Consider the following 26306-nt stretch of genomic DNA (forward strand, 5'->3'; position numbering starts at 1 on the left):
TCTGGCTTTACGCTTTTAAGCGCGGGGGCTAGAACCCCTGTATGATAGTGAACTTGTATTCCCTCCCCGGCATAGGGAAGGGCGTGTAAAAATTCCGGTATTTCTCGTCGGTAATGTTATCCACAGAGAAGGTGAGGCGTGTCTTGTCGAAGGGCCGGTAACTCAGGCTTGCGCGATGGTTGTCCACGGCGGGCTGGTCCATACGGTTCGCACGGTCGCTGTAGATGACACTGCGCCATTCCGAAGCCCATGTCAAATCCAGGCGCAGCGGCAGGTGGAGCGTCGCCTCGGCATAGTACGAACGTTCCGGTTCGCCGGGAAGCATGTTGCCCCTATAGGTACTGGAGTTGGAGCGGTCCTCCGTCTTCTGGAACGTGGCGCGCAGTACCACATCCAAGAACCGCGAGGGGCTGCTGTTCAGTTCCAGTTCGGCGCCGCGTACAAGCGACCGCGCGACATTCTCGGCCCGCAGGAGCTCTACCGAAATTACCCAGCATATGCCATCTTCTATATGCGATTCAAAATACGACGCCCTGAACGTGGTCCTATTCCCCGGGAACCTGTAGAGCCCCGACGCCTCGAACTTGGTGGCCTTTTCACGCTTCAGGTCCGGATTCGAAAGAGCCCCGGGGAACGTCCCGTAAAGTTCCATCAGGGCGGGCTGCTGGTAAAAGCGCCCCAGCGAAACCTCGCCCGTCAGCGGGGAACCGCCCGCCCCCAGCCGCGTAAAGAGGCGACCCGCAAAAGTCAAATCGCGGTCAGACGCGTACTGCAGATGGTGCGAGCCCGAAGGCTGTACAAAGTAACCGTCGTCCAGGTGGTCCTTCAGGTACTGCGCCGATCCCTCGCCGCCAAGCCCTCCGTACTTGAACATCTGGTAATAAAGTTCACCGGAACCCATTCCCGTCCAGCGGGTCAGTTCCCAGTCCTTGGAATCGCCGCGGGCCGCCGCATTCTCCCATTCCAGCGCCAGCCGGGCAGAACCCTTCAGCCGCTCCACGGGCGCCCACTCCGCCGAAACTTCGGGAACCACCTTGTAGGTGGCCGCCCCGTATTCCATAAAGCGGTTGTTGCCGTAGCCCACGTGGTCCAGCGGGTAGTAGGTGCTGGAAAGGTTCTTGTCGAACCGGGCCGAAACCCCTCCATAAAGGAAGAGCCTGTCGTCAAAATACCCCACGGATTCTATCCCGTAGCGGATCAGTGCCGACTCCCCCACGAATTTTGCGACCTTCGTCTGCTGCTCTTCCTTGCCGGGGTTTCCGCCCTCGTAGCGGGACGCTGTTACAGACAACGTAGAAAAGTAGCCGTTCCCGTGCAGCATGCGGAACTGCACGTTGCCCGAGACGTCGGTGTACTTCGCGTTCTCGCGGGTCGCCGTGTAGTCGTCATCGTCGTTGTACTGCGTCCCGTTCCGGTTGGTGTATTCGTAATCGTTGTCGGAATGCCTTGTGGCAAATGACGAAGCGAACATGAGGCTATCGGTCACGGGAGTCGCCACCTGGAACGAGCCCTCCCACAGGTTATGGTTCCCGTAGGCGCCAAGCACGCGGCCGCCCTTCTTTACCGCATTCTTCGTGACAAAGTTGACCGCACCGCCCAGGCCCGAAACCCCGAACCTTGCAGGCACATTGCTCTTGTACACCTCGACCTTTTCCATCTGGTTCAGGTCTATCGAGCCGAGGTTCACCGCACCCCCGCTCGCATCGTTCAGCGGAACGCCATCCACGCAAATCAGTATATTCCGTGCGGCAATCCCGCGGATAGATACCGTCTGGAAACTCCCGTGGCCTCCCTGCCTGTACGACTGGATTCCCGGGAGAGTCGCAAGCAGGTCCGCCGCCGAAAGCATCTTGCCTTCCCATGCGGCCGAGGTAATTTCGGTGTAGTTCGCGTCTTCTGCAGGCAGGTATTCTTCGACACCTGCAACCTCCATCACTCCCAAATCCTGCGCGGGTGCGGATTCTTCAACGGCGATATCTTTGGACGATTGCGAAACTTGCGCGTGGGCGCTAACCCATGCACAGCAAAAAAACACCGCAGGTACAGCGGCTTTGCAGAATGACGTCGTTCGCATCGTTCCTCAACATCACGCTTCCCGCAGTTCTTCTGGCTCGGGGATCAACCTACTCCCGGCTCCTTCACACGCGGGTCACGCGCATTGGTTCATGCCGGTTTCGTCCTCCCTTACAGCGGCGCGACCGCCCCCGGCTTTCACGGGGTTCTCTCCTTGCAAACTGCCCGGCTGGGCCACCTGCAAGAGCTTTTCAGGGCACAGGAAACTTTTTGCAAAATATAGCATCTTTTTCTACGCATACAATGCGTCAAAAAAATTTATATTCTTACCATGCTGTTCATCCACCAATTCCCCGACTGGACTCACTTCCGATTCGATTCAAAGAAAGTGCTCGACGCACTCGGCAGGGCCCGTTTTGCCGAAGGGAAACTCGCCGGCATCTACGACATCTGCGGCAAACGCGAACTCGAAAACAGGCTCCTCGCCGAAGACATCGTGGCAAACTTCGCAATTGATTCGCACCCGCTCGACACGGAACCGGTTCTCACGAACATACTGCTGAAGGCACAGGGGAACGAACCGCACGTCAAGAACTACCTGGGCGCCATCGCGAACTCCCAGAACCCGCTCACGCCCGAACGCCTCCAAGGCTGGCACCAGGCACTATCCCGCACAGGCAGTTCCAGCCTCCGCGACACAGGAAGCACCGTAACCGAAAACGCACTGGGCATCCAGTTCAGCGGACCCGGTCCCGAAAGGTTGCAGGGCGAACTTGAAAACTTCCTAAACTGGTTCGAGACCACCCCGCAAGAAGGCATGATAAAGGCTGCGATTGCGCACTTCTGGTTCCTTACGCTCAGGCCGTTCCGTGAAGGGAACGGAAGGCTCGCCCGCACCATTACCGCGATGCAGCTCTGCAGGGCACGGAACTCCACGCACCTGATTTACGCACTGAACACGCAGATACTAAAGAACCGCGACGAGTACCTCAGCATAATAAACAAGACACAGTGCGGGAACGGAGACATTACGGGGTGGATACTCTGGTTTTTGAACCAGGTCGAAAGCGCAGTACATACAAGCGAAAACATGCTTGAACCCGGGCTAAAACGTTTCCAATTCCAGGCAAGGCACTCGGGCACGCCTACGGGCGAACGCGAGCAGGCGCTTCTGAACGCCGTGCTCTCAGGGAAAATTCCGCGGGATTTTACGGCAAAGGATGCCGCCGCCCTTTTCGGGACAAGCCACGATACCGCACTGCGCGAAATCCAGAGCCTTATGGAAAAAGGGCTTGTCGCCGCAAGCAAGAAGGGCGGGCGCAGCAAGACCTACAGCGTGGTGGAATAACCACCCGCACGTTTATCGCAGTTATTAAGCCGCTCTCGCGTTTATTGCAGTTATTAAACGGCGCCGCCGTTCTCGCGCATGCGCCTGCGGGCACGGCTACCCGGCCTGTTGCGGCGATGGCGCCTGCGAGCGTCACCATCCTGGCCGTTGCTTCTGGGCTTTCCGCCGTTTGTTTGTCCGTTACGCGACTCGTCACCCTCGTGCAGACGAGGGTCTTTGCGCATCTGCTCAAATTTTGAGCCGCGCGCATTCTCCTGTTTTAAACCGCGCGCATCATCAGCCCGTTGTTTCTTCCCGCGGGCGGGTTTCTCGCGGGACTTATCCGCGCGGGCCTGCGCTTCCCCGCGGTTCATGCGACCGCGTGCATTGCGCATCTCGCTCTCGGCGGTCTCCTTCTGCGGGGGCGGCAACTTCTCGTAAATCGCCTGGTCGCCTTCCGGAATCTTCGCGCGGGTCAGCTTCTCGATGGCGCGCAAATCGACTTCCTCGTCGGGCGAGCAGAAAGAAATCGCGATGCCGTCCTTGCCCGCACGCGCCGTGCGGCCAATGCGGTGCACGAACGTCTCGGGCACATCGGGCAGGTCGTAGTTGAACACGTGCGAAACGTCGTCCACGTCAATCCCGCGGGCGGCAATGTCTGTCGCCACGAGCACGCGAATCTTTTCGCTCTTGAAGTTCCCGAGGGCTTCCTGCCTGCGGTTCTGGCTCTTGTTCCCGTGAATCGCTGCGCACTTGATTCCCGCCTTCTCGAGCACGCGCGTAATCTTGTCGGCCCCGTGCTTGGTGCGGCTGAACACGAGCACCTTCTTCATCTCGGGGTGGGCCAGCAAAAGTTCCTTCAAAAGCGCTCCCTTGCGGCGCTTGTCGATGCGGTAGAGTTCCTGGCGGATGCGTTCAATCGGGGTGCTCTGCGGTGCCACTTCCACGCGCACCGGATCCGGCCGCAGAATCGTCGCCGCAAGCTTCGTGATGTCGTCGGGCATGGTCGCGCTAAAGAACAGGTTCTGCCTCACCTGCGGCAGCAAGGCCACCACCTTGCGGATATCGTGAATGAATCCCATGTCGAGCATGCGGTCCGCCTCGTCGAGCACAAAGAACTCGAGCGCCTTCAGGGATACCGCCTTCTGGCCAATCAAGTCGAGCAGCCTTCCCGGAGTCGCCACTAGCACGTCAACGCCGCGCACCAGGTTCCTCTTCTGCGAGGCATCGTTCACCCCGCCAAAGATGCACGCCGTCGAAATCGCGGTAAACTGCGCGTACTGTTTGAAGCATTCCTCCACCTGGATAGCGAGCTCGCGGGTCGGCAGCAGAATCAGTGCACGGCAGGTCTTGGGCGCACGGAACTTCCCGGAATCGAGCAGGCGCTGCAGTATCGGGAGCGCGAACGCGGCCGTCTTCCCGGTACCCGTCTGGGCAATTCCCAGCAGGTCGCGGCCCTCCAGCAGGCTCGGGATAGAGCGTTCCTGAATCGGGGTCGGTGTCTCGTAGCCCACGGCGCGCACGGCACGCTGCAGGGGATTTGCAAGGGGAAGTTCCGAAAATAGCATAACGCGCCCAAAGATAGAAAAGCACGCCCGCTTTTCCTAGAGTCTATTCCTCGATGCCCATGAGCCGCATCGCGGCCTTCCAGGTTTCCCTATTCTCGAACCCGTCACGCTTTCCGCCGCCATAGCGGGCATGTGCGAACTCCTCTACAATCGTTTCCCAGCCTTCGAGCCTGCCTTCCTTCACGAGGGCATCCAGGTTCACCGCGGCGACACTTTCAAAACCCGCAGAAGAACCGCCCGCGCCGTCCTTGCCCGAATTCAATCCCGAGCCGCCGTCCTTACCCGAACCGGCATCCGCGCCGAACTTCTCGAAAACGAACTCCTTCGCGATACTTTCCAGCTCCAGGAGCCATTCGCGGCTGTCCGCCACGTTCACGCGCTGCTTGAGCACCATCATGCGTTCGCGCAGGGCCTCCTGGGCGGCATTTTTCGTGGCAACGGCCTCCCGTGCCGCCGCCCGCCTTTTCGCGCGCCACAGGCCCGCAAAAAGCACGCAGAGGGCCACCACTGCACCCACCGCAATCGGGAGCGGGTTAAAGGGTTCCTCTACGCGAATATCCACGCTCTCGCTCCGCAGGTCAATCGGCTGCCCCATCTGGGTCGGAATCTCGAAGCGCAGCGCCGGTATATGCAGGTTTCCCGTATCCTGTGCCGCAATCCTGTAGGTAAAGGTAATCGAGGCGATTTCCTTGCCGTCCTTCACGGACCGCGAGGATTCCTGCGACAGGCCCACCTGCGTAAGCCCCTTCGCGTTCGCGGAGCCTGCAGGCACCACCAGGAGGGCGCTACCCTGCACGCTCCAGCTCACCGTCACCGGGAACTCGAACGTATCTCCCACGGTAATCGCGGGCATACCGTCCGCCGGCCCCGCCGTAACCGAAATCCCGAGCTGTTCGGGCGTCGGCATCGCCGGCGCAACATTACCCGAGTCAAGAGAAGCACCCGAATCTGGCGCGCTACCCGCACCAGCATTCAACGCGGAATCCGCCGCAACATTTTCCACATTCAAAGAATCATTTTCCATGGTACCTAATATACAAAAACGGTCCCCAACCCGCACCTTTCATCATCCATCATCAATTATCAATCATCAATTAAAAAACGGCCCCCCGAAGGGCAGCCGTCTTTTCCACAATTTTCGTTTATCCTAAAGCGGGAGCGTCGCGGGCTTCACGAACAGGCCGTTCAGAAGTTCGCTGTACATCGTCATCAGGATATGCGGGAAGTAGTTGAACCCACTGAAGGTCTTCGTGTTGAAGCTCGCCGTGCAGGCATCGAGCCAGGCCTGGTTGCCGCCCATGCCGGTAAGGCACCAAGCACCGTGCCAGTTCGGCAGCAGCGAGTTCGTAGAACCGTCAGGCTGGCCAGCCACCGCAGAATACATCACCTTGCCGGTCGTCTCGAGGTTCGCCGGGTCGCCGCCCGACTTGGTCGAGATGAAGGTGTTCAGGGTGTTCAGCACCTGCTGGGCGCGCGGATCCTGCGTCCAGTAGTAGTCCCACGCGATACGCCACGGAATGCGCACAGATTCGTGGTAGAACATCCAGTAGGTCTTGTCGGCACTGCCGTTCTTCGGGTTCACCGCGACACCCGCCGTATTCGTCCAGTCGGGGAACACGCCCGTGCCCGCCGCCTGCACTCTCAGCATGTAGTCGTACATCGTGTTGAGCACGCCGGTCCAGTCGTGGTTCTTGTCCACCAGGGCAAAGAGCCTGATGGCAACCGGGGAGAAGTAGCTCAGGTTGAAAATCGGGTCCGCGGTCTTCCAGGTCGCCATGTTGCCGGAATAAATCATGAGCGACGGGCTGATTTCCTCGGTCCAGATAGAGTTCGCAATGGCAAGAGCATCTTCCAGGTACGGAGCCAGGCCCGTCTGGTAGTACGCAATGATAAGCGCGGTTGCAATATCCAGGTCGGCATCCGTCGCCGAAGAGGAATTCGCCGGAGCGCCGAGGGATTCGTACGAGAACGTACCCGTCTTCCACGGGGTCAGCTGCGGGCCACCCTGGTATTCACGGTAGCCCTTGCTGTAGTACCACAGGGAATTGAACGCATCCAGGTCACCCGCAAACAGCGTAATGAGCATGCCGTAGCCGATACCTTCCGAAACAGTGCAGCCACGCTTCTTGTAGCTGTTGGTGCATTCGTCAATCACGCAGTAGGAGTCGCTACTCGTATCCCAGATGATTCGGGCAGGGAACATTCCCGCAGCCGTATAGGCACCGAAAACCACGCCCCAGTCCTGTGCAAGTACCGGATATGCAGCCGCTTCCTCGATATAGGACTTGTAGTAGGTACCCTTCCACGAGGCGTACCAGGTGAGCGAAGCCGCAGGATTCGCGGTCGTGGGCAAAATACCGTAGGTCTGCGTGGTAGGCGTGGTGGGCGTCGTACCAGGATCAGGCGTAGGAGTCGACGGGGTGGACGGGGTACCCGGAGTCACAACCGGCGTCGACGACGTAGAAGAATCGTCGCCACAGGCCGAAAACATCATAGCGGCGCTAACAGCGAGCGCCGGCAAGAACCAATTGCGTTTCATTCAAAAAACCTCTCTGTTTTGCCTATAATATACTTTAGAATTTGCATTTTATCTACAAAATAAACAAAAAAACAGCCCGATGCCAGCATTGCAGGCTGCTTTTGTGAATCTTATCACTTATTGCTGAAACGAAAGGCCCCGGACTTTCATCCGGGGCCTTTAGAGATTCTACACAAAAGACTATTCAAGGATAATCTTCTGGGCGAACTTGACGTTCCTGCCCGCAACGCGGAGCATGTAGACACCGGCGTCGAGGCTGGAGAGGTCCAGCGTGCTGCCCACGGTCGCGCTCTTCACCACCTGGCCCTGCAGGTTAATCACTTCGGCCTTGGCAGAAGAGATGCCCGAGAACGAGACGGTGCGGCCAGAGAGCATGGCCTTGGCAGAACCGGCAGCGGCGATAGACTTGATGGCCACGGTACCGCAGTTGGCATTGGAACCGACCTTCTGGATGAGGAAGTCGCCAGAGGTACCGGCGGTGCCTTCGAACTTCAGCTTGATGGCCGCAGTCTTCGCAAGCACGGTAGCCTGATCAACAGTCTTGCCCCAGTTAGCGCCCTGCTTGAACTTGCTCCACGGGAAGTCGGAAACAGTCAGAGCGGCAGCCTTGGCAACGGTAGCCTTGTAGTTGTTGTATTCCGTCACGGTAGCTTCGTCTTCAACACCGAGTTCGATGCCGAAACCAATCGTAGACTGGTACGCAAGGCATATGCCTCCCCAAGCCGTGATATCGACACCTTCCTGGCCTTCGCTCCAGATGTTGAAGCCGATTCCGGCATACGGATAGTCGTAACCAGCGCCGAGGTTGATGGTGGCCTTGATGCCCTGGTAGGCCTCGACGAGCGGGCCGTAGAAGTTGTCGTAAGCGTTGGCTTCGACGTCGGCCGGGAACGTAAAGGCAGAAGAACCGCCATCGTTCGCGTCGTTGTAATCGTACCAGTAGCCGGACGTTTCTTCGTCGGAACCGGTTTCGACCTTACCTTCGGTATCGGTGGTGCCGTCCCAGAGGAAGGTCGGAGAGACTGCGCCCTGGGCAAAAGCCATGGTCGCAGCGCCAGCAATGGCTGCAAGAGTTTTTACCTTGTTCATAATAGCCTCCTTGTGGTTACCCACGTGCTTGTACCCCTTTAATCTATACAAAAAATCTCGTGCGGGTAAAAAAAATGTGCACACCCGTAAAAAAATGTGCTCCGTTTGTGACTCCGGTCAAGCAAGGCCCTGTAAAAGAGCATACAAATTATTCCAACTTGGAATACAGATAACTTAAAAATAATCTTTTGCAAGCATAAAAAAAACAGGAAACCCCGGACTCGCATCCGGGGTTCCCTTAGACATCCAATTCAGGAGATTATTCGAGAACGATCTTCTGAGAAAGCTTGACGTTCTTGCCAGCAACGCGGAGCATGTAGACACCGGCGTCGAGGCTAGAGAGGTCCATAGCGGAGCTGACGGTAGCAGACTTCACAACCTGGCCCTGGAGGTTGATCACTTCAGCCTTGGCGGAAGAGATGCCAGAGAAGGAGAGGGTGCGACCAGAGAGCATGGCCTTGGCAGAACCGGCAGCGGCGATAGCCTTGATGCCGACACCGCTAGCGGTGCACATACCAAGGGAGCCGACCTTCTGGATGAGGAAGTCGCCAGAGGTACCGGCGGTACCTTCGAACTTCAGCTTGATAGCAGCAGTCTTGGCGAGGACGGTAGCCTGGTCGACAGTCTTGCCCCAGTTGGCGCCCTGCTTGAACTTGCTCCACGCGAAGTCGGAAGCGGTCACAGTGGTAGCCTTGGCAACGGTAGCCTTGTAGTTGTTGTATTCCGTCACGGTAGCTTCGTCTTCAACACCGAGTTCGATGCCGAAACCGAGCGTAGACTGGTAGGAAAGGCAAATGCCGCCCCAAGCGGTAATGTCAACACCTTCCTGGCCTTCGCTCCAGATGTTGAAGCCGATACCGGCATACGGATAGTCGTAACCAGCGCCGAGGGTGATGGTGGCCTTGATGCCGCCGTAGGCTTCAACGAGCGGGCCGTAGAAGTTGTCGTAAGCGTTGGCTTCGACGTCGGCCGGGAACGTAAAGGCAGAAGCACCGCCATCGTTCGCGTCGTTGTAATCGTACCAGTAGCCGGACGTTTCTTCGTCGGAACCGGTTTCAACCTTACCTTCGGTATCGGTGGTGCCGTCCCAGAGGAAGGTAGAAGAAACTGCGCCCTGAGCGAAAGCCATAGCGGCAGCGCCAGCAACGGCTGCGAGTGTCATTTTCTTGTTCATAGTATCTCTCTCTTTTTTTTTGTGAACGCCCCCCGAAGGGAGCAAGGTTTAACGCAAATATATCTTTTTTTTTTGAATGTGCAAGAACAAAAATCAAAAAATAAGCATTTTCCGAAAATGAGTTCATTTCGTCACACTTTTGCCCACAATCGTAGAAAATAGGAACTAACTACCCCGAACCGGCATACGCGGTCCGACTTTGGTGCGACCTGCGTCACTGTAAAAAGAATTTTACTAGTAATTGTGGTTCTATTAAATATTTTTAAGGCGGGAAACGGGTGTAGTGTTTAGGACACGAAAGTAAACAAGGAAAACGACATTTTACATCAGAAATAAAGACATAAAATTTATCTTTGATGCAAAAGGAGTCTTTTATGACGATGTTCAGCAAAACTGTCAAGGCGATCGCAGCAGGCGCTATCCTCCTCGGGGCGGTAGAAGCCAACGCCGCAGCCGCAAACGCAAAACCCCTCCGCATAGGTCCCGTGCAGGTGCATGGCGTCCTGGGAACCAGCGGCAACAAAATCGTCGGCCAGAAGAGCGGCAAAGAAGCCATGCTCCGCGGCATGAGCATGTTCTGGTCCGATGCTACCGGCATCCAGTACTACAACAAGGAAGTCATCAAGTGGGCCGTCAACAATCTGAAAATCGACGTGTTCCGCTATGCCATGGGTGTTCAGTACTACGATAGCGATGGCGGCACAAGCAACAAGCTTGACGACAAATATTCCTACATGAAGGCAGAGGACACGCAGAAGAGCAAGATCGACCAAATGGTCGAAGCCGCTATCGAGAACGACATCTATATCATCATCGACTGGCACAGCCACCGCGCCGACAGCGAAAAAAGCCAGGCCGCTTCGTTCTTTAAGGAAATGGCCCAAAAATACAATAACGTCCCGAACATCATTTGGGAAGTGTTCAACGAGCCTGTCAACCAAGGCTCAGGCGCTATCGCAAGCTATGCGAACGACGTCATCAGCGGCATCCGTGGCACAGGCAACAACAACCTCGCCCTCGTAGGTACCCCGAGCTGGTCCCAGATGCCAAATGGGTCCTGCGGTACCGTAAACCAAAAGAACGTCGGCTACGTGTTCCACTTCTACGCAGGCACGCACTCCGTGGGTCAATTCAGCGGCAACATCAATAGCTGCAGGAACAACAACGCCGTGTTCATTACCGAATGGGGCACCACCACCGCCGACGGTAAGGGCGATGCCAACACTAGCGCATCTTCCAGCTGGACCGACTTCATGGAACAGAACAAGATTAGCAACTGCAACTGGAGCTTGCGCCAGAAGGTGACCACAGTCGGTAACCAGTCCGAAGAAGGTTCCGCCATGTTCGCCGGCGACAAACCGCTCATTACGCAGGCGGCCCTCTCCGCAGCAAGCTACACCAACTCCGGCAACTTCGTGAAGAACTACCTCACCAAGAACGCTACCGACTGGGCTAGCCAATTTGCGGCGACCCTCAAGAGCGGCAGCTGTTCGTTCACAGCAACGACCGTCAAGGAATCCGCGGGCAGCATCACAAGTTCGCTGAAGTCGGGCTGTACCTACACCTCCAGCAACGAAAGCGTCGTAACGAACGCAGGCGCGATTATCGGACCGGGCTTTGTCATCATGACCGGCAATGACGGTTCCCAGTCGGTCGTCACCGTGACCGAAGAACCCAAGCAGACTATCGCCGGCTTCGAGGACTTCAACTGCTACATCAGCGGTTCCTGCACCAAGAGCCACACCATGGATGACATGGATGGCGACGGCAAGATGGAAGTCGTGGTCAACGCCACCGGCAAGACTGACCAGGGCGCCACCTACACCCTCAAGTCCCTGAACGAAAGCATCGTGAAGGTCAACAAGGCCACCTGCAGCGGCAAGAAGTGCTATGGTAGCCTCAAGGGCTCGTCGGTGAACATGTTCGAATTCACGGGTACCATCGGTGAAGCCAAGATCGTGGCTACGGCACCTGCCGTCACGGGCTACATCGCCATGAACGACACCATTACCATCCAGTACACCAAGACCGGCGACAAGGTCGGCGGTGACTTCAAGAACATGAAGGTTGCGAAGGGCTCCACCACGGCAGTTACCTTCCCCACCGAAACCACCTACGGCAAGGCAGCCATCACCTACACCTTCGATGGCCAGGCTGCCTCGCCCTACATAGAATACATCCCCGGCGCCCCGGGCTACCTCATCGCGGGTAACGAAGACGCCATCGTGACGGTGACGGCAACCGCTCCCGAAACCGCGGAACGCGCCGCAACCGAACTCTCGATTACCATCATCGTGGGCGACAGCGCCACTGCGGCAAGCAAGGGCAACGTGCCTATACCGTTCGTCGCGAAGGCTGCGGGCAAGTTCTCCGCGCAGTTCGTCAACGGTGGCATGGTCCTGAAGGCGACCCGTAGCGGAAGCGCCTCCGTCGAGGTGATTACTAGCCTCGGCCAGGTGGCAAAGAGCATGCAGGTGAACCTCGCTGCGGGCCACAACTGGATTCCGGTTGCAGGCATCAGCACGGGCAAGTACATCGTCCGCGTAAAGCAGGGAAGCAACATCCAGAGCTTCATCCTCGAAAAGAAGTAAGCCGGATTCCCTTACGCTAAGGCATTTAATCCCCGGGCAACACACCCGGGGATTTTTGTTATGCGACCGTCAGCGCTTCTCTCCCGTCACAATACTCCGGTTTGCGCTCACTTCCACCTCCGGCTCACGGGCAACCATTCAATTATCGTCTCGGGAGAGAACTCCCTCTTGTTTTTGCGGAGAGACGGATTTTCACAAAGTGAACACCGGAACGAAGTGTGAGCCTAAAGCGACTCGTATCAACGAGTCGTGATGGCGATAGCGAGTGAGGAACCGGAGGTTCTTTACTTGAGATGACGAACGAGCGGTCGTGTTAGAGTGAGTGTGAACGTGCTTCCCGTGAGCCCTAAACGACCGATATTAATCGGTCGTGTGGGCGAAAGCGAGTGAGAAACCGGAGGTTCCTCACCCGAGACGACGAACGAGCGGTCGCAAAAGCCGCTCGTAGCAAACAAACTATTTAACAGGCCATGGGAAGAGGAGTTCGCGCTTATCCCCCGTCTTTTTCCAGCGCCTGACAGCCTTCACGCAGGCTATCACAACAAGGCCTTCTATCCAGGCCGCCGTCATGGTCACGTCCGCGAGAGTCTTAAGCAAGTCCCCGTCCCGGAAAATACACAAGACACTGTGGAGAACAAGCGCGACTGCATATATAATAAGCACATAATACAGCACGTACTCCGTAAAGAACCCCGGCCTGCAAGATATCTTTTGCAGTTCGGGCATAAAGAACGGCTGTTTCAGCTTGTTTATGATGCCCTTGCTTACGGCAAGCCAGATTCCCGTCAAGATGGTTATGGCAACGAACTTGAACAGATCCACCCCCCTGCCCAAGACAATGCTATCGACAACAAGCATCTCTATCAAGGCGAAAAGGGAAACTGCGGTAAACAGGATTCTTTTGTTCATAACTCTAAAGTGAAATGTACAAAAAAGGCTCCCGGAGGGAGCCTTTTAAAACATTCTAATTGCGAGAATTACTTCTTCTTCGCGGGCTTGTAGTTCACGTCCGGGCGGAGTTCCAGGCCAATCGTCACCAGGATGGAAACGATGGGTTCGTGGTGGTCCTGCGAGAGGTCGTAAACGGCCACGCCGGCGTAGCCATTGTTCTTCACGTTCTCGGCAACCGCCTTCACGGAAGGAATGCCCATGAACACGATGGCTTCTTCCTTGCTCACGGCAATTTCGGACTGGGAGTCGGAATCGTAAGAAACCTTGTAGTCCGGAGTATCGAACTTGCCCATGAGTTCCTTGTACGGCAGGTAACCTTCGTTACCGCTACCCGTACCGTTGTGCGAAGAACCGAAGCCCGACGCACCGAGGAAGGACTTTCCGTAGAAGTACACGACCGGGTTCAGGAGATCCTTCTGGATGCCCGCGCCGGCGGCCTTCTCGAGCGTCTCTGCAATGAACTTTCCGCCCTGGTTCGGAACGAGCGAGGAGTTGTCCTCGTTCATCTGGTCAGGCATGAACACGTTGATGTAGCTCAGCTTGTTCATCACTTCGGCGGTATAGGGTTCCATCGCCACATAGGGATACATGGTAGAAGCCACGATAGAGCCGGAGAAGGCATCCACGAGGGCATTCACCATCTTGGCATACCCTTCGGCATCTTCTGCCGTGAGATTCTGCCAGTCGAGTTCCACACCCTTTGCATTGTGGCTACCGACCCATTCCTTCACGTTCGAAACGAAGGTGGAGAGGAGTTCGTCGGAACCGGCGATAGCCTTCAGGGCGCCCTCGGCTTCCATGCCGCCCACAGAGACCACGAGGTTCACGTTGTTCGCCGCGCACATGACAGCGAGCGAATCGTAGTTGGGGGCATCGTTCTCGTCGGGGAAGGCAAGCGAGCCGTCTTCACCCGGAGTAAGGGACGAGTAGTGAACGTGGGTAACCGTGTTGTAGCGGATATCCTTCGGGTAGAACTGGGAATACTGGCTCCAGTACGGGAAATAGCCAATCACCTTGTCGGCTGCGGCCTGGGACATTGCCACGCAAGCAACCGCGACTGTCGTTACAATAAGCTTGAGATTCATGATATTTCCCACCTTTATTCAGCTGAACTTGAACTTTCTGCGGAGGCTTCTTCGCTGCTGGAACTATCGGCAACGGGTTCACCTCCTTCGCTGCTGGAGCTATCGGCAGCGGGTTCGCCACCTTCGCTCGAACTGGATTCGTCACCTGCGGCATCGGAGGATTCCGGCTTGGCAGCAGAGCTCGAGCTTTCGGGCTCGTCGACAATCGCTTCGGGACAATCATCCTCGACCGGGTCGCAATCCATGCAGTAGGTCACGCCTTCGCTTGCGCAGTACACGTGCTTGGAATAACCAATCGCGGAATTTTCGTCCTGCTGGCATTCACCCTTCTTCACGAGGTTTGCATCCGTCGTGGCGCAAGTGCGGTACGGACGGCCACCAATGACACCATAAGCAACGTACTGCCTTTCGATGGCGGCCGTATCGAGCGTAAGCGTATCAAAGATGGCGGCTTCGTTGTCGACACCATAGATGTTGTACGCCCTGACGACCTTCATCTTGTTCTTGTCGGTCCAGAAGTCCGTCTTGGTAAATCCCATATAGTTCGTTGCAAGCAATTCCACCGTCGGCGTATCCGCGAGGAAGGCAGCATCGTCGTTTGCGGCACCCGAAAGGGTGTTCATGATGAGCACCTGGTCCTTGAGCTGCAGGCTACGCAGATCCGGGTTCACCTTGATATACTCGGCAGCCGACCAATCCTTCGGGAAGTTTTCCTCGATCGGGTTATCCACTTCCAAGGAGGAGCAAGCCAGGAGCACCAGGGTGGCGCCGGCTGCTAAAAGAGAAATCTTCACATTCTTCATCTACGACCTCACTAGAAATTGACCGTAACTTCGGCGGTGATAAGGTTCTTGTCGATAGAAAGTTCTTTCTTCTCGAATTCGCCGGCGGCATTGATCGTCTGGTAGTCGACGCTGTTCTTGAGCATGCCGTAACGGACGGTGATGTAGGATTCGGGAGCGATGCGGACCTTGGGGCCTGCGAGCAGGAGCATCTCGTCGACTGCCTGCACGAAGGACATCCCGACCGGAAGGCCGGTCACGCCGACGCCGAACCCGTCGCCTTCGAACTTCTTGTTAAGCATCTGCACGCCTGCCTGCAAGGCAACCGGGCCCCAGATATCGGCGGTAAGGCCGGCAACGATTCTCTGGGCGGAGCGCTTGAAGTAGGAATCCTCGGTAGTCTTCTCGAAGGAGCCCTGAACCTCGAGCTTGCGGGCGAGCGAAGGAACGAGACGGCCCACGTTCACGCCGAGGCCTGCGCCGATGGTCGTGAACTTGTTGTCGCCTTCCACTTCGCTGTACTGCGAAAAGCGGCCGTTCAGAGTGATGGCGTCGTTCCAGTCGGCATCGAGAGATACCGCGAAGCCCTTGCGGTTAGGAGTTGCACGGCCAAGCGGCATCGCGAGATTCACGGACGGGTCCATCATGAGGAGGGCCTGGGCCACTTCCATCTTCTTCATGGTGTTCGCGTCGAAACCATTGCGGTAGAAATGCGCGAGCTTGAAGTTGTTGTAGAGGCGCCAGTACATGTTTTCCGAAACGGAGTTGCCCGAAAGCACGGTAGCCGTTCCCGAACTCATGAGGGTCGAAGCCGTCAGGAGGTCGGTATTGTAGACCATGAAGTAGAGGTTCTCGAGGTTACCCGAGGCGAAGCTCGATACGAGAGCCTGGTCGACATCGCCGTACAGGGCGTTCGCATTGAAGATTACGCCGTTGTTCGTGTAGTTGGGCGTGGAGGCGAGTTCGGACCAGAACTTTTCGTCGTTCTGGAGGTAAGAGGCATTCAGGTTGAAGCCAATGCCGGAGAAGTCACCCTTCGCGAAGAGTTCTGCGTAGAAGGCGGAACCCTTCTCGTCCATGAAATCAACCGTACCGCGCTCGTTGTTGGTCGCGTCCACGGTCGTCGCCACGTAGATGACGGAGTCCATCAGGTCGCCGTACGGGGCTTCCGTAACCTTGGTACCGAACTTGGGGCTCGGGGACATGGTTTCGGCATCGATATCCCACCAGGACATCGCGTATTCGCCGTTAATCCCGAAGGTAATCGGCAGAGACGCAAGCATCTTCTTGGAATCGAAGCCCAACTGGAACGAAAGCACGTGGTTGTCATCGTACATGATCGTATCGTTCAATTCCATGTCGCGGGAACGCGTGGAAAGACGGCGGTCAAACACGCTCACGTAGTTCGCACCGACATTCGCGCCGAACAGTTCGACACCGCCACGGAGACCGTAGGCATAGCGGTCGGACCAGTCGAAGTCGAAGAACACCTGGTCGTTCTTCTTCGCGGTGTTGCGCAGACGCGTACCGGTTACCTGTGCGTAGATGTTGTCGATAGAGCCCAGGGCACCGCTATGGTAGGCGGCGTTCAAGCCCTGCATCAGGCGGCGAGACGTAGTATCGAGGTTACGTGCCGCAAGAGCCTCCGCACGGTTCTGCGCGAAGATTTCGGGTTCCTGGAGGATTTCCATCTGCGGGGTAAAGATGGTGAGCGGGGAGTACGCAACACGCATGTAGCCCAAGTTGAAATCCACGTGGTTGTTCAGGATATTGCCATCGTAGCTAAACCAGTGGCCAATCGCGGGGTTGTTGTTTTCGTCAACGCCGCTCTGCCAATCCTTGTGCAGGCGGAGCTGCACGTCGAGGCGGGTCTCGGAAGAAGGCTGGGCGAGGAACCTGAGGTTCACGTCGGTATAGCCCTGGTTTTCCTGAGTCGCGGACTGGTCGAGGAACTGGTCAGAAGAAGCCATGGAAGTGAGAGCCCCCGCCTTGGCGGTTCCGCTCAAGCGGAGTCCGAGAATGGACTGGTTCAGAGAATCCAGCTTCTGCAAGAGGGACGTCTGCTTTTCGGCAACCGCGGCATCGCCTTCAGCGAATGCGGCGACCGCAGAGAACATCAAGGCAGATGCAAAAATGATCGAGGTCTTTTTAGTATTCATCATTTTTCATTCCTCCCATTAAAATTCCACGTTAATGGAGGCTTCAACAATAGTTTGTGAGAACTTGCTGGTGAACTCGGTCGGCCAACCGGCATCCCCCTTCACGTTCTCCGCATAAACAGGCAGGTTCACAGCAGCATCCGGGTCACCGAGGGCGGTATTGTAGGTATTCTCAACCGTAACCATACCGAAATTCAGGGAGAGCCAAGCGTTCTTGTCGAGCGTGTAGTCGAGACCGACCATCCACTGCATCTGCTTGCCCTTGACCATCGGGGCCGTCATAGCGATAGGAGCGTATTCAACCTGGGACTGTTTCTGCTGGCCATCGTTCAGTTCCATGTTGATCATCTGGAAGCCGGCGGTAATGCCCAGGCGCGGCAGGTACTGCACGTAGATGCCGGCGTTGATGAAGTCCGTCTTCATTTCGGCAGTGCCGTCAAGCACGGCGGGCGTAATGCCATCGGCGGAGAGGTCCATGCGGCCGACCGTCGGGTCGAAATCCATCGTACGTTCGGTATGCTTGAAGGAGCCCGAGATTTCGAGCGGCTTCGAGAAACCGAGAACCTTGAACACGTCCACCTTCAGGCCGCCACCGTATTCCATGTAAGAAACATCGGTAAACCCGAAGAGCGGGGACACCTGCGTGTAGATGCCGAACAGGCCCTGGGCTTCGAGCCAGTCACCTGCGTTGGCAATCACTGTTGCACGGCCACCTTCACGGTTGGCGGTCGCCTTGCCGTTCGGGAGCACCATCTGGATTGCAGGGTCGGCCATCGCATTCAGGAGGGCAATCTGGGCCTTCGAGTAAACGTTACCCGTCCAGGAGTTCTTGTTGTACGGGGCGATGTTGTAGCTGTCGGACTGGCCCTTGTTCTTGAACGCGTTGTCGTCCGTCTTGAGGGAGCGGGCAACCGGGGCGAACTTCGGGGCAAAGTTGTAGAGAGCATCGAACGTGGTGTAAAGCGGGGAGTTCACGCTGTACTTCACAGTCTCGCCGTCGTAGTCGGAGTTCTGCACGCGCTGCGCGAAGAACTTGGGCGACTGGGCAAGGTTGTTGAACCAGAGGCTGTCGTTGAACACCACATCGCCCACCAGGCGCACGCCCCAGGAGTCGGTCTTGTAACCGGCATTGAGGGTGGCGTTGAGGGCCATGCCGCTCTTGGTTTCCTTCTCGGAAACATTCTTGACTACCGCATTGCCCGTCTCATCGACCACGATGTATTCGAGATCGCCGTCAGCATCCATGTCAATTCCGAGAGCCGCCGGATCGTCGGCTGTCGTGTAGACAAAGCTCAGTTCTCTCTTGTAGTTGTCGTCCATCGACATGGCGAATTCAGCCGTAGCGTCCAAGATGAGGTTCTTGTTGTTCATCATGCCGGCAACGTCGCCACCCACGCGGCCCGCGAGGATAAGCGTCTTCTGCGGGTCGAGCTCGAACGGGTTGATATCAGAGATAAGGAGATCCTTCGTCGGGTCGGTCGTAAGCTGGCCGTCCTGATCGGGGTCGAAGTAGCGGTAGGTGTACGTGTAGGAATCCTCGTTGTCGAAGATGTACATCATGGTACCGCCCAAGTAGGCGTTCTTCTTCAGCGGGAGGAGTTCCAGGTTACCTGCCAAGAGGAACTTGTCGGTGTTGGCGGCCTGCGTAGCACCCGGCACCGAGTCGTTCGGGAGGATGTTGCCTTCCGCACCGGAAAGGTCGAGCATCTGCGCACGGTTCACTCGGGCGAAGAGGCCTTCCACACGCACCTGGCCGAAGATATCGTTCAGGTCGGCGCGGAACTGCAGGTTCACACCCTGGAGGTTACGCTGGTTGCCCTCGAGCAGCTGCTGCTTTTCGGCCATGTGGCGCTTGCGGGCGAACACCTGGGGTTCGTACAGGATGTCCACATCCGGGGCGAACAACGTAAGCGGAGAGTACTGCTGGCGGAAGTCACCCACGACCCAGTAGAAGTTGTTGCCAATCTGGCCTTCGACATTGAGCCAGGGCACCTCGATAATCTTTGCCGCAGAAGCGAAGTAGTCCTGCATGCCAGCATAGAGGCGCAGCATCGCATTCGCACGGACGCTTTCCCAGGGGCGGAAGCCGAAGTTGAAGTCGGCGTTCACGAACTCGTCCCTTTCGGTATCGGGCATGATGTTCTTGCCGTACGTATCCTGGTCGGTATTGAAGTAAGATGCCTGCGCGACACCGCGAACGGCACCGGTCACTTCGAGCCCGCGATGGGCGTTGGCGGAATCCACCTTGCTTGCGAGCATTTCCTGGTTGTCGGCCACGGATGCGGCGGCGACTCCGGTCGAAAGCGCAAGGGCTGTCAAAGTTCTAGTAATCATTTTTGAAGCACTTTTATTGAAATTCATACTCTTATCGCGCCTCCATTAGAACCATACTTTAGTTTCGGCGGTAATGTAATGACCGGTCCAGTCATTATCAGGTTCCGTCTCGTCGGAGTGTGTAGCCCACTTGTAACGGAAGTGGATACCGGCACGATCAGCAAAGTTCCAGTCGAAACCGAGACCGAGGGCCGTTTCGAGGTAGTTAATCGGGGCCTTGCGGAAGTACATCGTAGAGACGTCGTTGAAGTAGGGCTTCGTCTTCGCGATGGTGTTCGTCGCGTAGTCGATGATGTAGCCGTATTCAGAACGGAACGTTTCGAGGCCGAGGATACCCACGAGGTGGAAGGTCGGCGTGAGGGCGATGGCCGGTTCAATCTGGCCGTAGAAACTCCACAGGAGCATGTCGCTCTGGGATTCGCTGTAGGCAAGCGGGGCAATCGTCTTCGAGACACCGGAGATGGAGGCGTAGCCGCTCATCACGATGTTCTTTTCGGTACCGAACCAGTGGCCGATATCGTAGCCGCCCGCGAGGGAGAGGTAGCTGGACCACTTGGTGTGGCTCGGGATAACCGTATCCTGAATCTGCTTCGCGTCTTCGTAGGCGACGAAGGTTTCCCACATTTCCCACGTACCGCCGCGGAGACCACCCTGCTGACGGGTCATCTTGACGCCGACACCCGGAGTGAGCACACCGGCACGTTCGATATAGCCGTTGGCGCGGGCGCCCGCGTTACCGGAGTCCGCCCAGAAGAGCGGCTTGTGCTTGGTCCAGGAGTTCGTGGATTCCCAGAGGTTACGGCCGTTCAGGCGGTAGTTGAAGAGGAGCACGTCGTCGCCGTCTTCGATCTGGCTGTGCAGGCCGTACTGGATATCCAGGTGACCGCGGTTGAATTCGGGTTCGATCTTCAGGTTGATGCCCGCCATGTTAGGAGCATAGCGCATAGAACCGGAGTTGAGGGCGAATTCATCCTTGCGCCAGGCGAGGAAGCGGGAGGGGTTCGTCATGGAGAACGGAGAGTAGAAATCCTTCGGGAGGAAGATGGCTTCGAGAGTCATCGGCCAGCCTTCGAGGTACTTGCTCTGGGCCTTCACGTACACACCGACCTGCGGGGTGCTCCATTCGGTATCGAAGGAGCCCTTCTCGTAGCCGGAAATATCCTTTGCGCCGGTAGCCTTGTAGAACTTGAGCGAGTCGGTCATGCTCAAGGCCACATCGGCCATCAAGTAAAACTTCGGAGTGATGTTGCCCTTGAAGTCAATGGAAGCAACGTGCGTATTCATAATGTACGGGTCGACGCTCAGGGCGTTGTACTGGCCGTAGAATTCAGGCTCGTAGATAACGGCCTCATCGAACACGACGCCCATGTAGTTGAGGCCGATCGTGAGGTTGTCCGCAATCTTGTTCTTGGCGAGGCGGCCATGGTAAACGGCACCGCGCAGGTCGTAGTCACCGGACATTTCAAGTTCGCCCGGCTGGCCACCGTACATACGCAGACCGTCGCGGGTACCCACGTCCATGTCGGCAGGCTGGGACACGAGCGCTTGGGCGGTCATGTCGAAGGGCAGCTGGTAGGCGCTCACGAACACGCCACCGAAGGAGCGGTTGGTCCAGAAGGCGCGGCCGCCTTCCTTCACCGGCTTGAAGACCTTTTCCTTGTAGTAGGTGCTCACAGTCTTTTCGTCTTCGAAGGTTTCGTACACCCAGGCGAAGCGCGGCATGGTTTCGCGTTCCCACATGGTAAGGGGAGACGAGTTCGCCCAGATAACGCCACCCGCCGTAACGTAGGCGCCAAAGACGCCCGCGCGGATGTCGATACCGAAGTTCATTTCTTCATCGACAGTGGAGGAGTAGTAGTCGGTGGAGTGGTCGAACAGCACGCGCTCGTTAGAGGTGGGCACGGCGGTCGGCTGGGAACCCAGGTTGTTGCTGAACAGGCCCGAGAGGTCGAACGGGAAGGTGAAGTTCGTCCAGAGGGTCATGTAGGAGTTCGGCATGGCAACGACGTTCGCCTTGAAGATAGCGTCGACAGCGAGGCGCGCCTTGTCGGAGGCAAGGAGGGCCGGAGCGTCGGGATAGCTGAAATTCTTGAGGCGGAAGGCCATGAAGCCCGAAACCGCGAGGGGCGCGTCATCCTTGCCCATCATGGTGGATTCGAGGTTCTCGGCGATGCCATCCAGGTTGTTCTCGATAGTGTTCATCTGCTCGTCGGCAGAAAGCGTCGCCGGAGCGCCGACCACGGGAGAAGGACCGGCCACCGGAGCGGCAGATGCAAATTCCTTCTTGGGGGCTTCCTCGGGTGCCGGTTCGGCTGCAGCAGTCTCTTCGGCAGCGGGTTCCGCGGCCGCAGGTTCCTCGGCGGCGGCCTCCTCTACAGGGGCCTCCTCGGCGGGAGCGGCTTCTTCGGCAGGGGCAGATTCCTCAGCGGCGGCTTCCTCTACAGGAGCGGCCTCTTCGGCAGGGGCGGATTCTTCCACGGCCTCAGTTTCAGGTGCGCTTGCCTCGGGGGATTCCTCCTCCTGGGCAAAGGCAAGGGAAGTGCAAAGCAAAGTCGTAAAGAGTAACGGTAATTTGCGCATGGGGACCTCTTAAATTGCGTTGCGGAACGGGTAGTTGGACGGGCCTTCGTAGGCCTTGCCCTGCTTCTTGATTACGATATCATCAATCCAGACCTTGAAGGCCTCGTTCTCGTCCTTGCGGACTTCAAGACGGAAACCCTTGAAGTTCGACCAGGCGAACGGGAGCATGACTTCACGCGTGTTCTTCGCATCCCAGTACACACCCGTCATGCCGAACAGCTTGAGCGGGATGCTGAAATGCTTCCATTCCGTGGTAATTTCACCAAGGCTCTTGGAGCGGAGCTTCACCTGCAGGGATTCGCCGTTGCTCTTCACGCCGTCATCGACGAGCACGAACAGGGCGTTTTCGCCACCCTTGTCGCCCTTGATCCAGAACTCGAGGACACCTTCTTCCAAGTACGGGGTCAGGTCCACGGAACCGGCGATACAGATGGCCACGCCGGAGTAGTCGCTCGCGATAAGCTCAATTTCCATGGAAAGAGCGCCTTCCATGGCGTACTTGTCGGTGAGAATCGGTTCGGGGTTCTCGCGCGGGTACTGGTAGGTGTATCCACCGCCGCGGGGAATGGCTTCGCGCATAACGACGCTTACCACGTCCTTGTCCGGACGGAAGGGTTTGGCCTCGCGCGTGACGAAGCGGGAATTGTCCCTATCCCTGTAATCGCTGAAAGAAGCAAAGGAGAAAGACGCAAGAAGGAGTGAGCCCACGGCACACTTCCAGATGATGGTCTGCAGATGTGATTTCATAAGATACAAGATCTCCAAATTCAATGGCAACAATATAACTTGTTTTTAGGGGGTTGTTTTTCGAAAAAAAACAAAATGGGTTTACAGATGTACCCAAACGGGGCAAAATGTACCCAAAATCGCTAATTTTCGCATTTTTGAGGAAAATCACACGTTTACCCAAGTAACCGAATTATTTAAAAAAAAGCAATCTTTGGCTATAAATATGTCTAAATTATCCATGTAAACAGCAACCGGAAGGATTCCCATGAAGATTTTCAAGTTTCTAGCCCCCATTACCGCAGCGTTCCTCCTGGCCAGCTGTTCTTCCGGCGACAGCGGATTGAACAAGGCCGACGAAGATGGCAACGGAAGCGGGCTCAACCGCACGAAGGTCGACTACTCCAAGGGTCGCGCCATGAACCAGAGGCTCGGGCGCGGCATCAACATGGGCAACTCGTGGGAATCCACGGGTACCGGAGCAAACGCCGACTGCGGGTGGGGCAACTGCCTCAAGGACGAGGACCTCCAGATAGTGAAGGCCGCCGGATTCAACTCCGTGCGCATTCCCGTACGCTGGGAAAGCGACGTCGACATCGCGAACACCATCGACCCGCAGCGCCTCGCCGGAGTCAAGGAAGACATCCAGCTTGCGAACAGCCTCGGCATGCCCGTTATCGTCAACTTCCACCACCACCAGGACATGAACAACGCCGCGGCAAACGTCGAGAACGACCCGGAATCGTTCCAGGCGGAACTGCAGAAGTTCGTCACCATGTGGACGCAGGTGGCGGCAGCCCTGAACAGCATCCCGGACGACATGATTGTGTTCGAAATCATGAACGAACCGCACGATATCAAGAAGAGCTCCACGGTGAACGAAATCATGACGGCATCCTACAACGCCATCCGCGCGGTGGCCCCGACAAAGACCATCATGTTCGAGGGGAACGGCTACTCCAAGTTCGCCGAAATCAAGAAACTCGACCTTCCCAAGGACGACGGCAACATCATCGTGAGCGGGCACTACTACGAGCCCTACGGATACACGCACCAGGGCACCGCTACCATGTACCCCTGCGGAACCGGAATTACTGGATCGGACCTGAGCAAGATTGCGAAGGACTTCAAGGCATACGTGGATAGCGCCATCGCATACTTCCCCGACGTGGACGGAGTGCACGGGGTTCCCATGAACCTGGGCGAGTTCGGCGCCATCGGCCGTACCGGGTCGAAATGCGCAGCCGAAGCGCCGAGCGAAGCCTCCCGCGCGCAGTGGACCGACTACGTCATCAAGGCAGCCGAGAAATACGGCATCAGCTGGCACTACTGGGCCTACGGAAAGACGAGCGGGTTCCAGGCATACGACCAGGATGCAGGCGACTGGTTCCCCGAGATGAAGAAGGTGTTTGACGCCTATACCGTAAAGGCCTTCCCGACCATCTAGATTGCACGGGGCACCAACACCCCACTTGTGAGCCTACGGCCGGACGAGAGAACCGCCCCAGTGCTCATCGAAAAAGGCTTGGAACAGAGGTTCCGGGCCTTTTTTCAATTCCTCGATCACCTCGGCGACCGGACGGCCGCTGCGGTAGAGTTCGCGGTAGGCGCGGGAAAGCGCTTCAACGCGGGTCTCGGGGAACAAATCGGGATGCAGGCGGAGCGCATGCAGGTTGAGCCCGCCGTAGCGGATGGGGTTCCCGCACGCCTTGGTGCAGGGAGGAACATCGCGGTCCACCTTGTGCGTGCCGCCCACGAACGCGTAGGAGCCCACCTGGTTACGCTGCTGGATCCCTGTAACGCCCCCGAGCGTCGCGTACTCGCCGATGCGCACGTGGCCACCTATCTGGCAGCCGTTCGCGATGACGACACCTTCGCGGATGTCGCAGTCGTGGGCGATGTGCGAATACGCCATGACAAGAACTTTGTCTGCAATACGCGTGCAGCCGCCACCCTGAGCCGTGCCGCGATTGACCGTCACGTATTCGCGCAGCGTGCAGCCTTCGCCGATGCTCACGCGAGTCGGTTCGCCCGCATATTTCAAATCCTGCGGGGGCGCGCCGAGGATGGCCCCGTCAAACACGTGCGTGTTCTTACCGACGGTAACCCCGCCGTAAACGTGCACGCGAGATTCCAAGACAACGTTCTCCCCGATTTCCACACCGGAATCCACAATGCACCACGGGCCGATGACGGCGGTTTCACGGACTTTTGCCTGCGGGCTCACAAATGCGGACGGGTGAATCATGGCGCTAAAGATAGTTTTTTCTACATTTGCGCGCATGGGCGGTATCATTGTCGCATGTCTCACGGCACTTTACGTGCTGCTGTTCCTATTCTTCATAATAGGTGTTACCCGTACACACCGTTACAGGGGGCCAAAGGCGACCCCGAGTGTTTCGGTGGTTGTCCCGATGCGCAACGAGGAAGAGTTTGCCGAGCGTACACTGGAAGCCCTCGCCGCGCAGGACTACGTAGGCGAATGGGAAGTCATCTGCGTGGACGACCGCTCGACGGACCGTACCCGCGAGATTCTCGAGAAGTTCGCCGCGACGCACCCGAAGTTCCGCGTGCTCAGCCTTTCGCCCGACCTGCCCGTAATCGCAAGCCCCAAGAAGCGCGCCCTCGAGAGCGCGTTCAAGATTGCAAAATACGATGTGCTATTGACGATTGACGCCGACTGCATACCGCGCAAGAGCTGGATTACCTCGATGGCGGGCCGGTTCACGGACGGGATATGCATTGTGCAGGGGCCAAAGCAGAACAGCGGGAACCATTCCCTGCTGCACCTGTACCAGAAACTGGAGACGCTCGGGTACACCGCGATGGAAGCGGCCGGATTCAGCATGGGGCACCCGATTATCGCCTCGGCCACGTGCCTTGCCTACAAGAAGGAGCTGTTCTTCGCGGCAGGAGGGTTCGGCGAACTCATCAACCTTTCGAGCGGCGACGACGACATGCTCATCCACAAGATGATGAAGATCCCGGGTACGAAGGTCTGCTACAACCTGGACAAGGATGCCGTCATAGAGACCGCACCGGTCAACACGTGGAAGCAACTATTCAACCAGCGCGCCCGCTGGAGCAGCAACGGCACGAACTACGAGAGCAAGGCTTACGTTCTGCTGCTCACGCTCATCTACACTTACTACATCTGGATGTTCATCAGCCCCTGGTGCGTGGCATTCCTGGATTGCCCGTGGCAATGGTGCGTATTCAGCATCGCGGCCAAAATTCTCGTGGATTTCGTGTTCCTGATGACCGCCTCGTGGAAACTGCATACCAAGCGGCGCATGATCGCGTTTATCCCGACCGAATTCATCCAGATTCCGCTGATCGTGTTCGCCGTGCCGGCAGGTATCGCCGGAATGTTCCGGTGGAAATAGCG

18 protein-coding genes and 1 riboswitch are annotated in these 26306 nt (G+C 57.1%); of the genes, 4 read left to right on the forward strand and 14 right to left on the reverse strand.

What is annotated here, in order from left to right; translation table 11 throughout:
- Positions 1–28: 28 nt before the first annotated feature.
- Positions 29–1933, reverse strand: coding sequence for a TonB-dependent receptor (locus tag CRO08_RS08000; RefSeq protein WP_255252339.1), 1905 nt, complete (start codon positions 1931–1933; stop codon positions 29–31).
- Positions 1934–2078: 145 nt separating this feature from the next.
- Positions 2079–2274, reverse strand: a riboswitch (cobalamin riboswitch).
- Between the two features lie 70 nt (positions 2275–2344).
- Between CRO08_RS08000 and CRO08_RS08005 the strand changes: the two genes are divergently transcribed.
- Positions 2345–3361 (forward strand): Fic family protein, encoded by a 1017-nt coding sequence (locus CRO08_RS08005; RefSeq protein ID WP_097035825.1) that lies wholly within the window; start codon positions 2345–2347, stop codon positions 3359–3361.
- Between the two features lie 53 nt (positions 3362–3414).
- On the opposite strand, the gene CRO08_RS08010 is transcribed toward CRO08_RS08005, so the two are convergent.
- The 5 genes from CRO08_RS08010 to CRO08_RS08030 all read right to left on the reverse strand — a co-directional run bounded on the left by CRO08_RS08010 (position 3415) and on the right by CRO08_RS08030 (position 9710).
- Positions 3415–4908 (reverse strand): DEAD/DEAH box helicase, encoded by a 1494-nt coding sequence (locus CRO08_RS08010; RefSeq protein WP_097035826.1) that lies wholly within the window; start codon positions 4906–4908, stop codon positions 3415–3417.
- A 43-nt stretch (positions 4909–4951) separates the two neighbouring features.
- Positions 4952–5932 carry a BatD family protein gene (locus tag CRO08_RS08015; protein WP_097035827.1) on the reverse strand — a complete coding sequence of 327 codons (981 nt, stop codon included), beginning with the start codon at positions 5930–5932 and terminating at the stop codon, positions 4952–4954.
- Between the two features lie 123 nt (positions 5933–6055).
- Entirely contained in the window at positions 6056–7447 is a 1392-nt protein-coding gene (locus CRO08_RS08020; RefSeq protein ID WP_097035828.1) for a glycosyl hydrolase family 8, read from the reverse strand.
- Positions 7448–7627: 180 nt separating this feature from the next.
- The gene (locus CRO08_RS08025; RefSeq protein ID WP_141398286.1) at positions 7628–8536 is read right to left on the reverse strand and encodes a T9SS type A sorting domain-containing protein; all 909 of its coding nucleotides are present in this window, start codon (positions 8534–8536) and stop codon (positions 7628–7630) included.
- A gap of 259 nt (positions 8537–8795) precedes the next feature.
- Positions 8796–9710, reverse strand: coding sequence for a T9SS type A sorting domain-containing protein (locus tag CRO08_RS08030; RefSeq protein WP_097035830.1), 915 nt, complete (start codon positions 9708–9710; stop codon positions 8796–8798).
- Between the two features lie 374 nt (positions 9711–10084).
- On the opposite strand from CRO08_RS08030, the gene CRO08_RS08035 reads away from it, so the two are divergent.
- The gene (locus CRO08_RS08035) at positions 10085–12301 is read left to right on the forward strand and encodes a glycoside hydrolase family 5 protein (protein ID WP_176495102.1); all 2217 of its coding nucleotides are present in this window, start codon (positions 10085–10087) and stop codon (positions 12299–12301) included.
- A gap of 456 nt (positions 12302–12757) precedes the next feature.
- Here CRO08_RS08035 and CRO08_RS08040 read toward each other — a convergent pair whose 3' ends face one another.
- From CRO08_RS08040 to CRO08_RS08070, 7 genes are all read right to left on the reverse strand, one after another.
- Positions 12758–13210, reverse strand: coding sequence for a hypothetical protein (locus CRO08_RS08040; protein WP_097035832.1), 453 nt, complete (start codon positions 13208–13210; stop codon positions 12758–12760).
- Between the two features lie 68 nt (positions 13211–13278).
- Positions 13279–14337 (reverse strand): glycoside hydrolase family 18 protein, encoded by a 1059-nt coding sequence (locus tag CRO08_RS08045; RefSeq protein ID WP_097035833.1) that lies wholly within the window; start codon positions 14335–14337, stop codon positions 13279–13281.
- Positions 14338–14351: 14 nt separating this feature from the next.
- Complete coding sequence (locus CRO08_RS08050) at positions 14352–15140, reverse strand: hypothetical protein (RefSeq protein ID WP_097035834.1); 789 nt, start codon at positions 15138–15140, stop codon at positions 14352–14354.
- A gap of 11 nt (positions 15141–15151) precedes the next feature.
- Entirely contained in the window at positions 15152–17281 is a 2130-nt protein-coding gene (locus tag CRO08_RS08055) for a hypothetical protein (protein WP_097035835.1), read from the reverse strand.
- 15 nt (positions 17282–17296) lie between these two features.
- On the reverse strand, positions 17297–19612 hold the full coding sequence (locus CRO08_RS08060; RefSeq protein ID WP_097035836.1) for a hypothetical protein: 2316 nt from the start codon (positions 19610–19612) through the stop codon (positions 17297–17299).
- A gap of 45 nt (positions 19613–19657) precedes the next feature.
- Complete coding sequence (locus CRO08_RS08065; RefSeq protein WP_097035837.1) at positions 19658–22162, reverse strand: hypothetical protein; 2505 nt, start codon at positions 22160–22162, stop codon at positions 19658–19660.
- Positions 22163–22201: 39 nt separating this feature from the next.
- Positions 22202–22939 (reverse strand): carbohydrate binding domain-containing protein, encoded by a 738-nt coding sequence (locus CRO08_RS08070; protein WP_072809673.1) that lies wholly within the window; start codon positions 22937–22939, stop codon positions 22202–22204.
- Between the two features lie 247 nt (positions 22940–23186).
- On the opposite strand from CRO08_RS08070, the gene CRO08_RS08075 reads away from it, so the two are divergent.
- The gene (locus tag CRO08_RS08075) at positions 23187–24365 is read left to right on the forward strand and encodes a glycoside hydrolase family 5 protein (RefSeq protein WP_097035838.1); all 1179 of its coding nucleotides are present in this window, start codon (positions 23187–23189) and stop codon (positions 24363–24365) included.
- 33 nt (positions 24366–24398) lie between these two features.
- Here the strand turns inward: CRO08_RS08075 and lpxA are convergent, their stop codons facing one another.
- Entirely contained in the window at positions 24399–25166 is a 768-nt protein-coding gene (gene lpxA, locus CRO08_RS08080) for an acyl-ACP--UDP-N-acetylglucosamine O-acyltransferase (protein ID WP_097035839.1), read from the reverse strand.
- 34 nt (positions 25167–25200) lie between these two features.
- On the opposite strand from lpxA, the gene CRO08_RS08085 reads away from it, so the two are divergent.
- Positions 25201–26304: a glycosyltransferase gene (locus tag CRO08_RS08085; RefSeq protein ID WP_097036313.1), complete on the forward strand. Its 1104-nt coding sequence runs from the start codon at positions 25201–25203 to the stop codon at positions 26302–26304.
- Positions 26305–26306: the final 2 nt, after the last annotated feature.

The sequence above is a fragment of the Fibrobacter sp. UWT3 genome (assembly GCF_900230125.1).
Lineage (GTDB): Bacteria > Fibrobacterota > Fibrobacteria > Fibrobacterales > Fibrobacteraceae > Fibrobacter.

What these genes read in the sequence shown, in the direction of transcription:
- CRO08_RS08000 (WP_255252339.1), bottom strand. Translation starts at nt 1,933, where the DNA reads ATGGAGGTTGCAGGTGTCGAAGAATACCTGCCTGCAGAAGACGCGAAC.
- CRO08_RS08005 (WP_097035825.1), top strand. Translation starts at nt 2,345, where the DNA reads ATGCTGTTCATCCACCAATTCCCCGACTGGACTCACTTCCGATTCGAT.
- CRO08_RS08010 (WP_097035826.1), bottom strand. Translation starts at nt 4,908, where the DNA reads ATGCTATTTTCGGAACTTCCCCTTGCAAATCCCCTGCAGCGTGCCGTG.
- CRO08_RS08015 (WP_097035827.1), bottom strand. Translation starts at nt 5,932, where the DNA reads ATGGAAAATGATTCTTTGAATGTGGAAAATGTTGCGGCGGATTCCGCG.
- CRO08_RS08020 (WP_097035828.1), bottom strand. Translation starts at nt 7,447, where the DNA reads ATGAAACGCAATTGGTTCTTGCCGGCGCTCGCTGTTAGCGCCGCTATG.
- CRO08_RS08025 (WP_141398286.1), bottom strand. Translation starts at nt 8,536, where the DNA reads ATGAACAAGGTAAAAACTCTTGCAGCCATTGCTGGCGCTGCGACCATG.
- CRO08_RS08030 (WP_097035830.1), bottom strand. Translation starts at nt 9,710, where the DNA reads ATGAACAAGAAAATGACACTCGCAGCCGTTGCTGGCGCTGCCGCTATG.
- CRO08_RS08035 (WP_176495102.1), top strand. Translation starts at nt 10,085, where the DNA reads ATGACGATGTTCAGCAAAACTGTCAAGGCGATCGCAGCAGGCGCTATC.
- CRO08_RS08040 (WP_097035832.1), bottom strand. Translation starts at nt 13,210, where the DNA reads ATGAACAAAAGAATCCTGTTTACCGCAGTTTCCCTTTTCGCCTTGATA.
- CRO08_RS08045 (WP_097035833.1), bottom strand. Translation starts at nt 14,337, where the DNA reads ATGAATCTCAAGCTTATTGTAACGACAGTCGCGGTTGCTTGCGTGGCA.
- CRO08_RS08050 (WP_097035834.1), bottom strand. Translation starts at nt 15,140, where the DNA reads ATGAAGAATGTGAAGATTTCTCTTTTAGCAGCCGGCGCCACCCTGGTG.
- CRO08_RS08055 (WP_097035835.1), bottom strand. Translation starts at nt 17,281, where the DNA reads ATGATGAATACTAAAAAGACCTCGATCATTTTTGCATCTGCCTTGATG.
- CRO08_RS08060 (WP_097035836.1), bottom strand. Translation starts at nt 19,612, where the DNA reads ATGATTACTAGAACTTTGACAGCCCTTGCGCTTTCGACCGGAGTCGCC.
- CRO08_RS08070 (WP_072809673.1), bottom strand. Translation starts at nt 22,939, where the DNA reads ATGAAATCACATCTGCAGACCATCATCTGGAAGTGTGCCGTGGGCTCA.
- CRO08_RS08075 (WP_097035838.1), top strand. Translation starts at nt 23,187, where the DNA reads ATGAAGATTTTCAAGTTTCTAGCCCCCATTACCGCAGCGTTCCTCCTG.
- lpxA (WP_097035839.1), bottom strand. Translation starts at nt 25,166, where the DNA reads ATGATTCACCCGTCCGCATTTGTGAGCCCGCAGGCAAAAGTCCGTGAA.
- CRO08_RS08085 (WP_097036313.1), top strand. Translation starts at nt 25,201, where the DNA reads ATGGGCGGTATCATTGTCGCATGTCTCACGGCACTTTACGTGCTGCTG.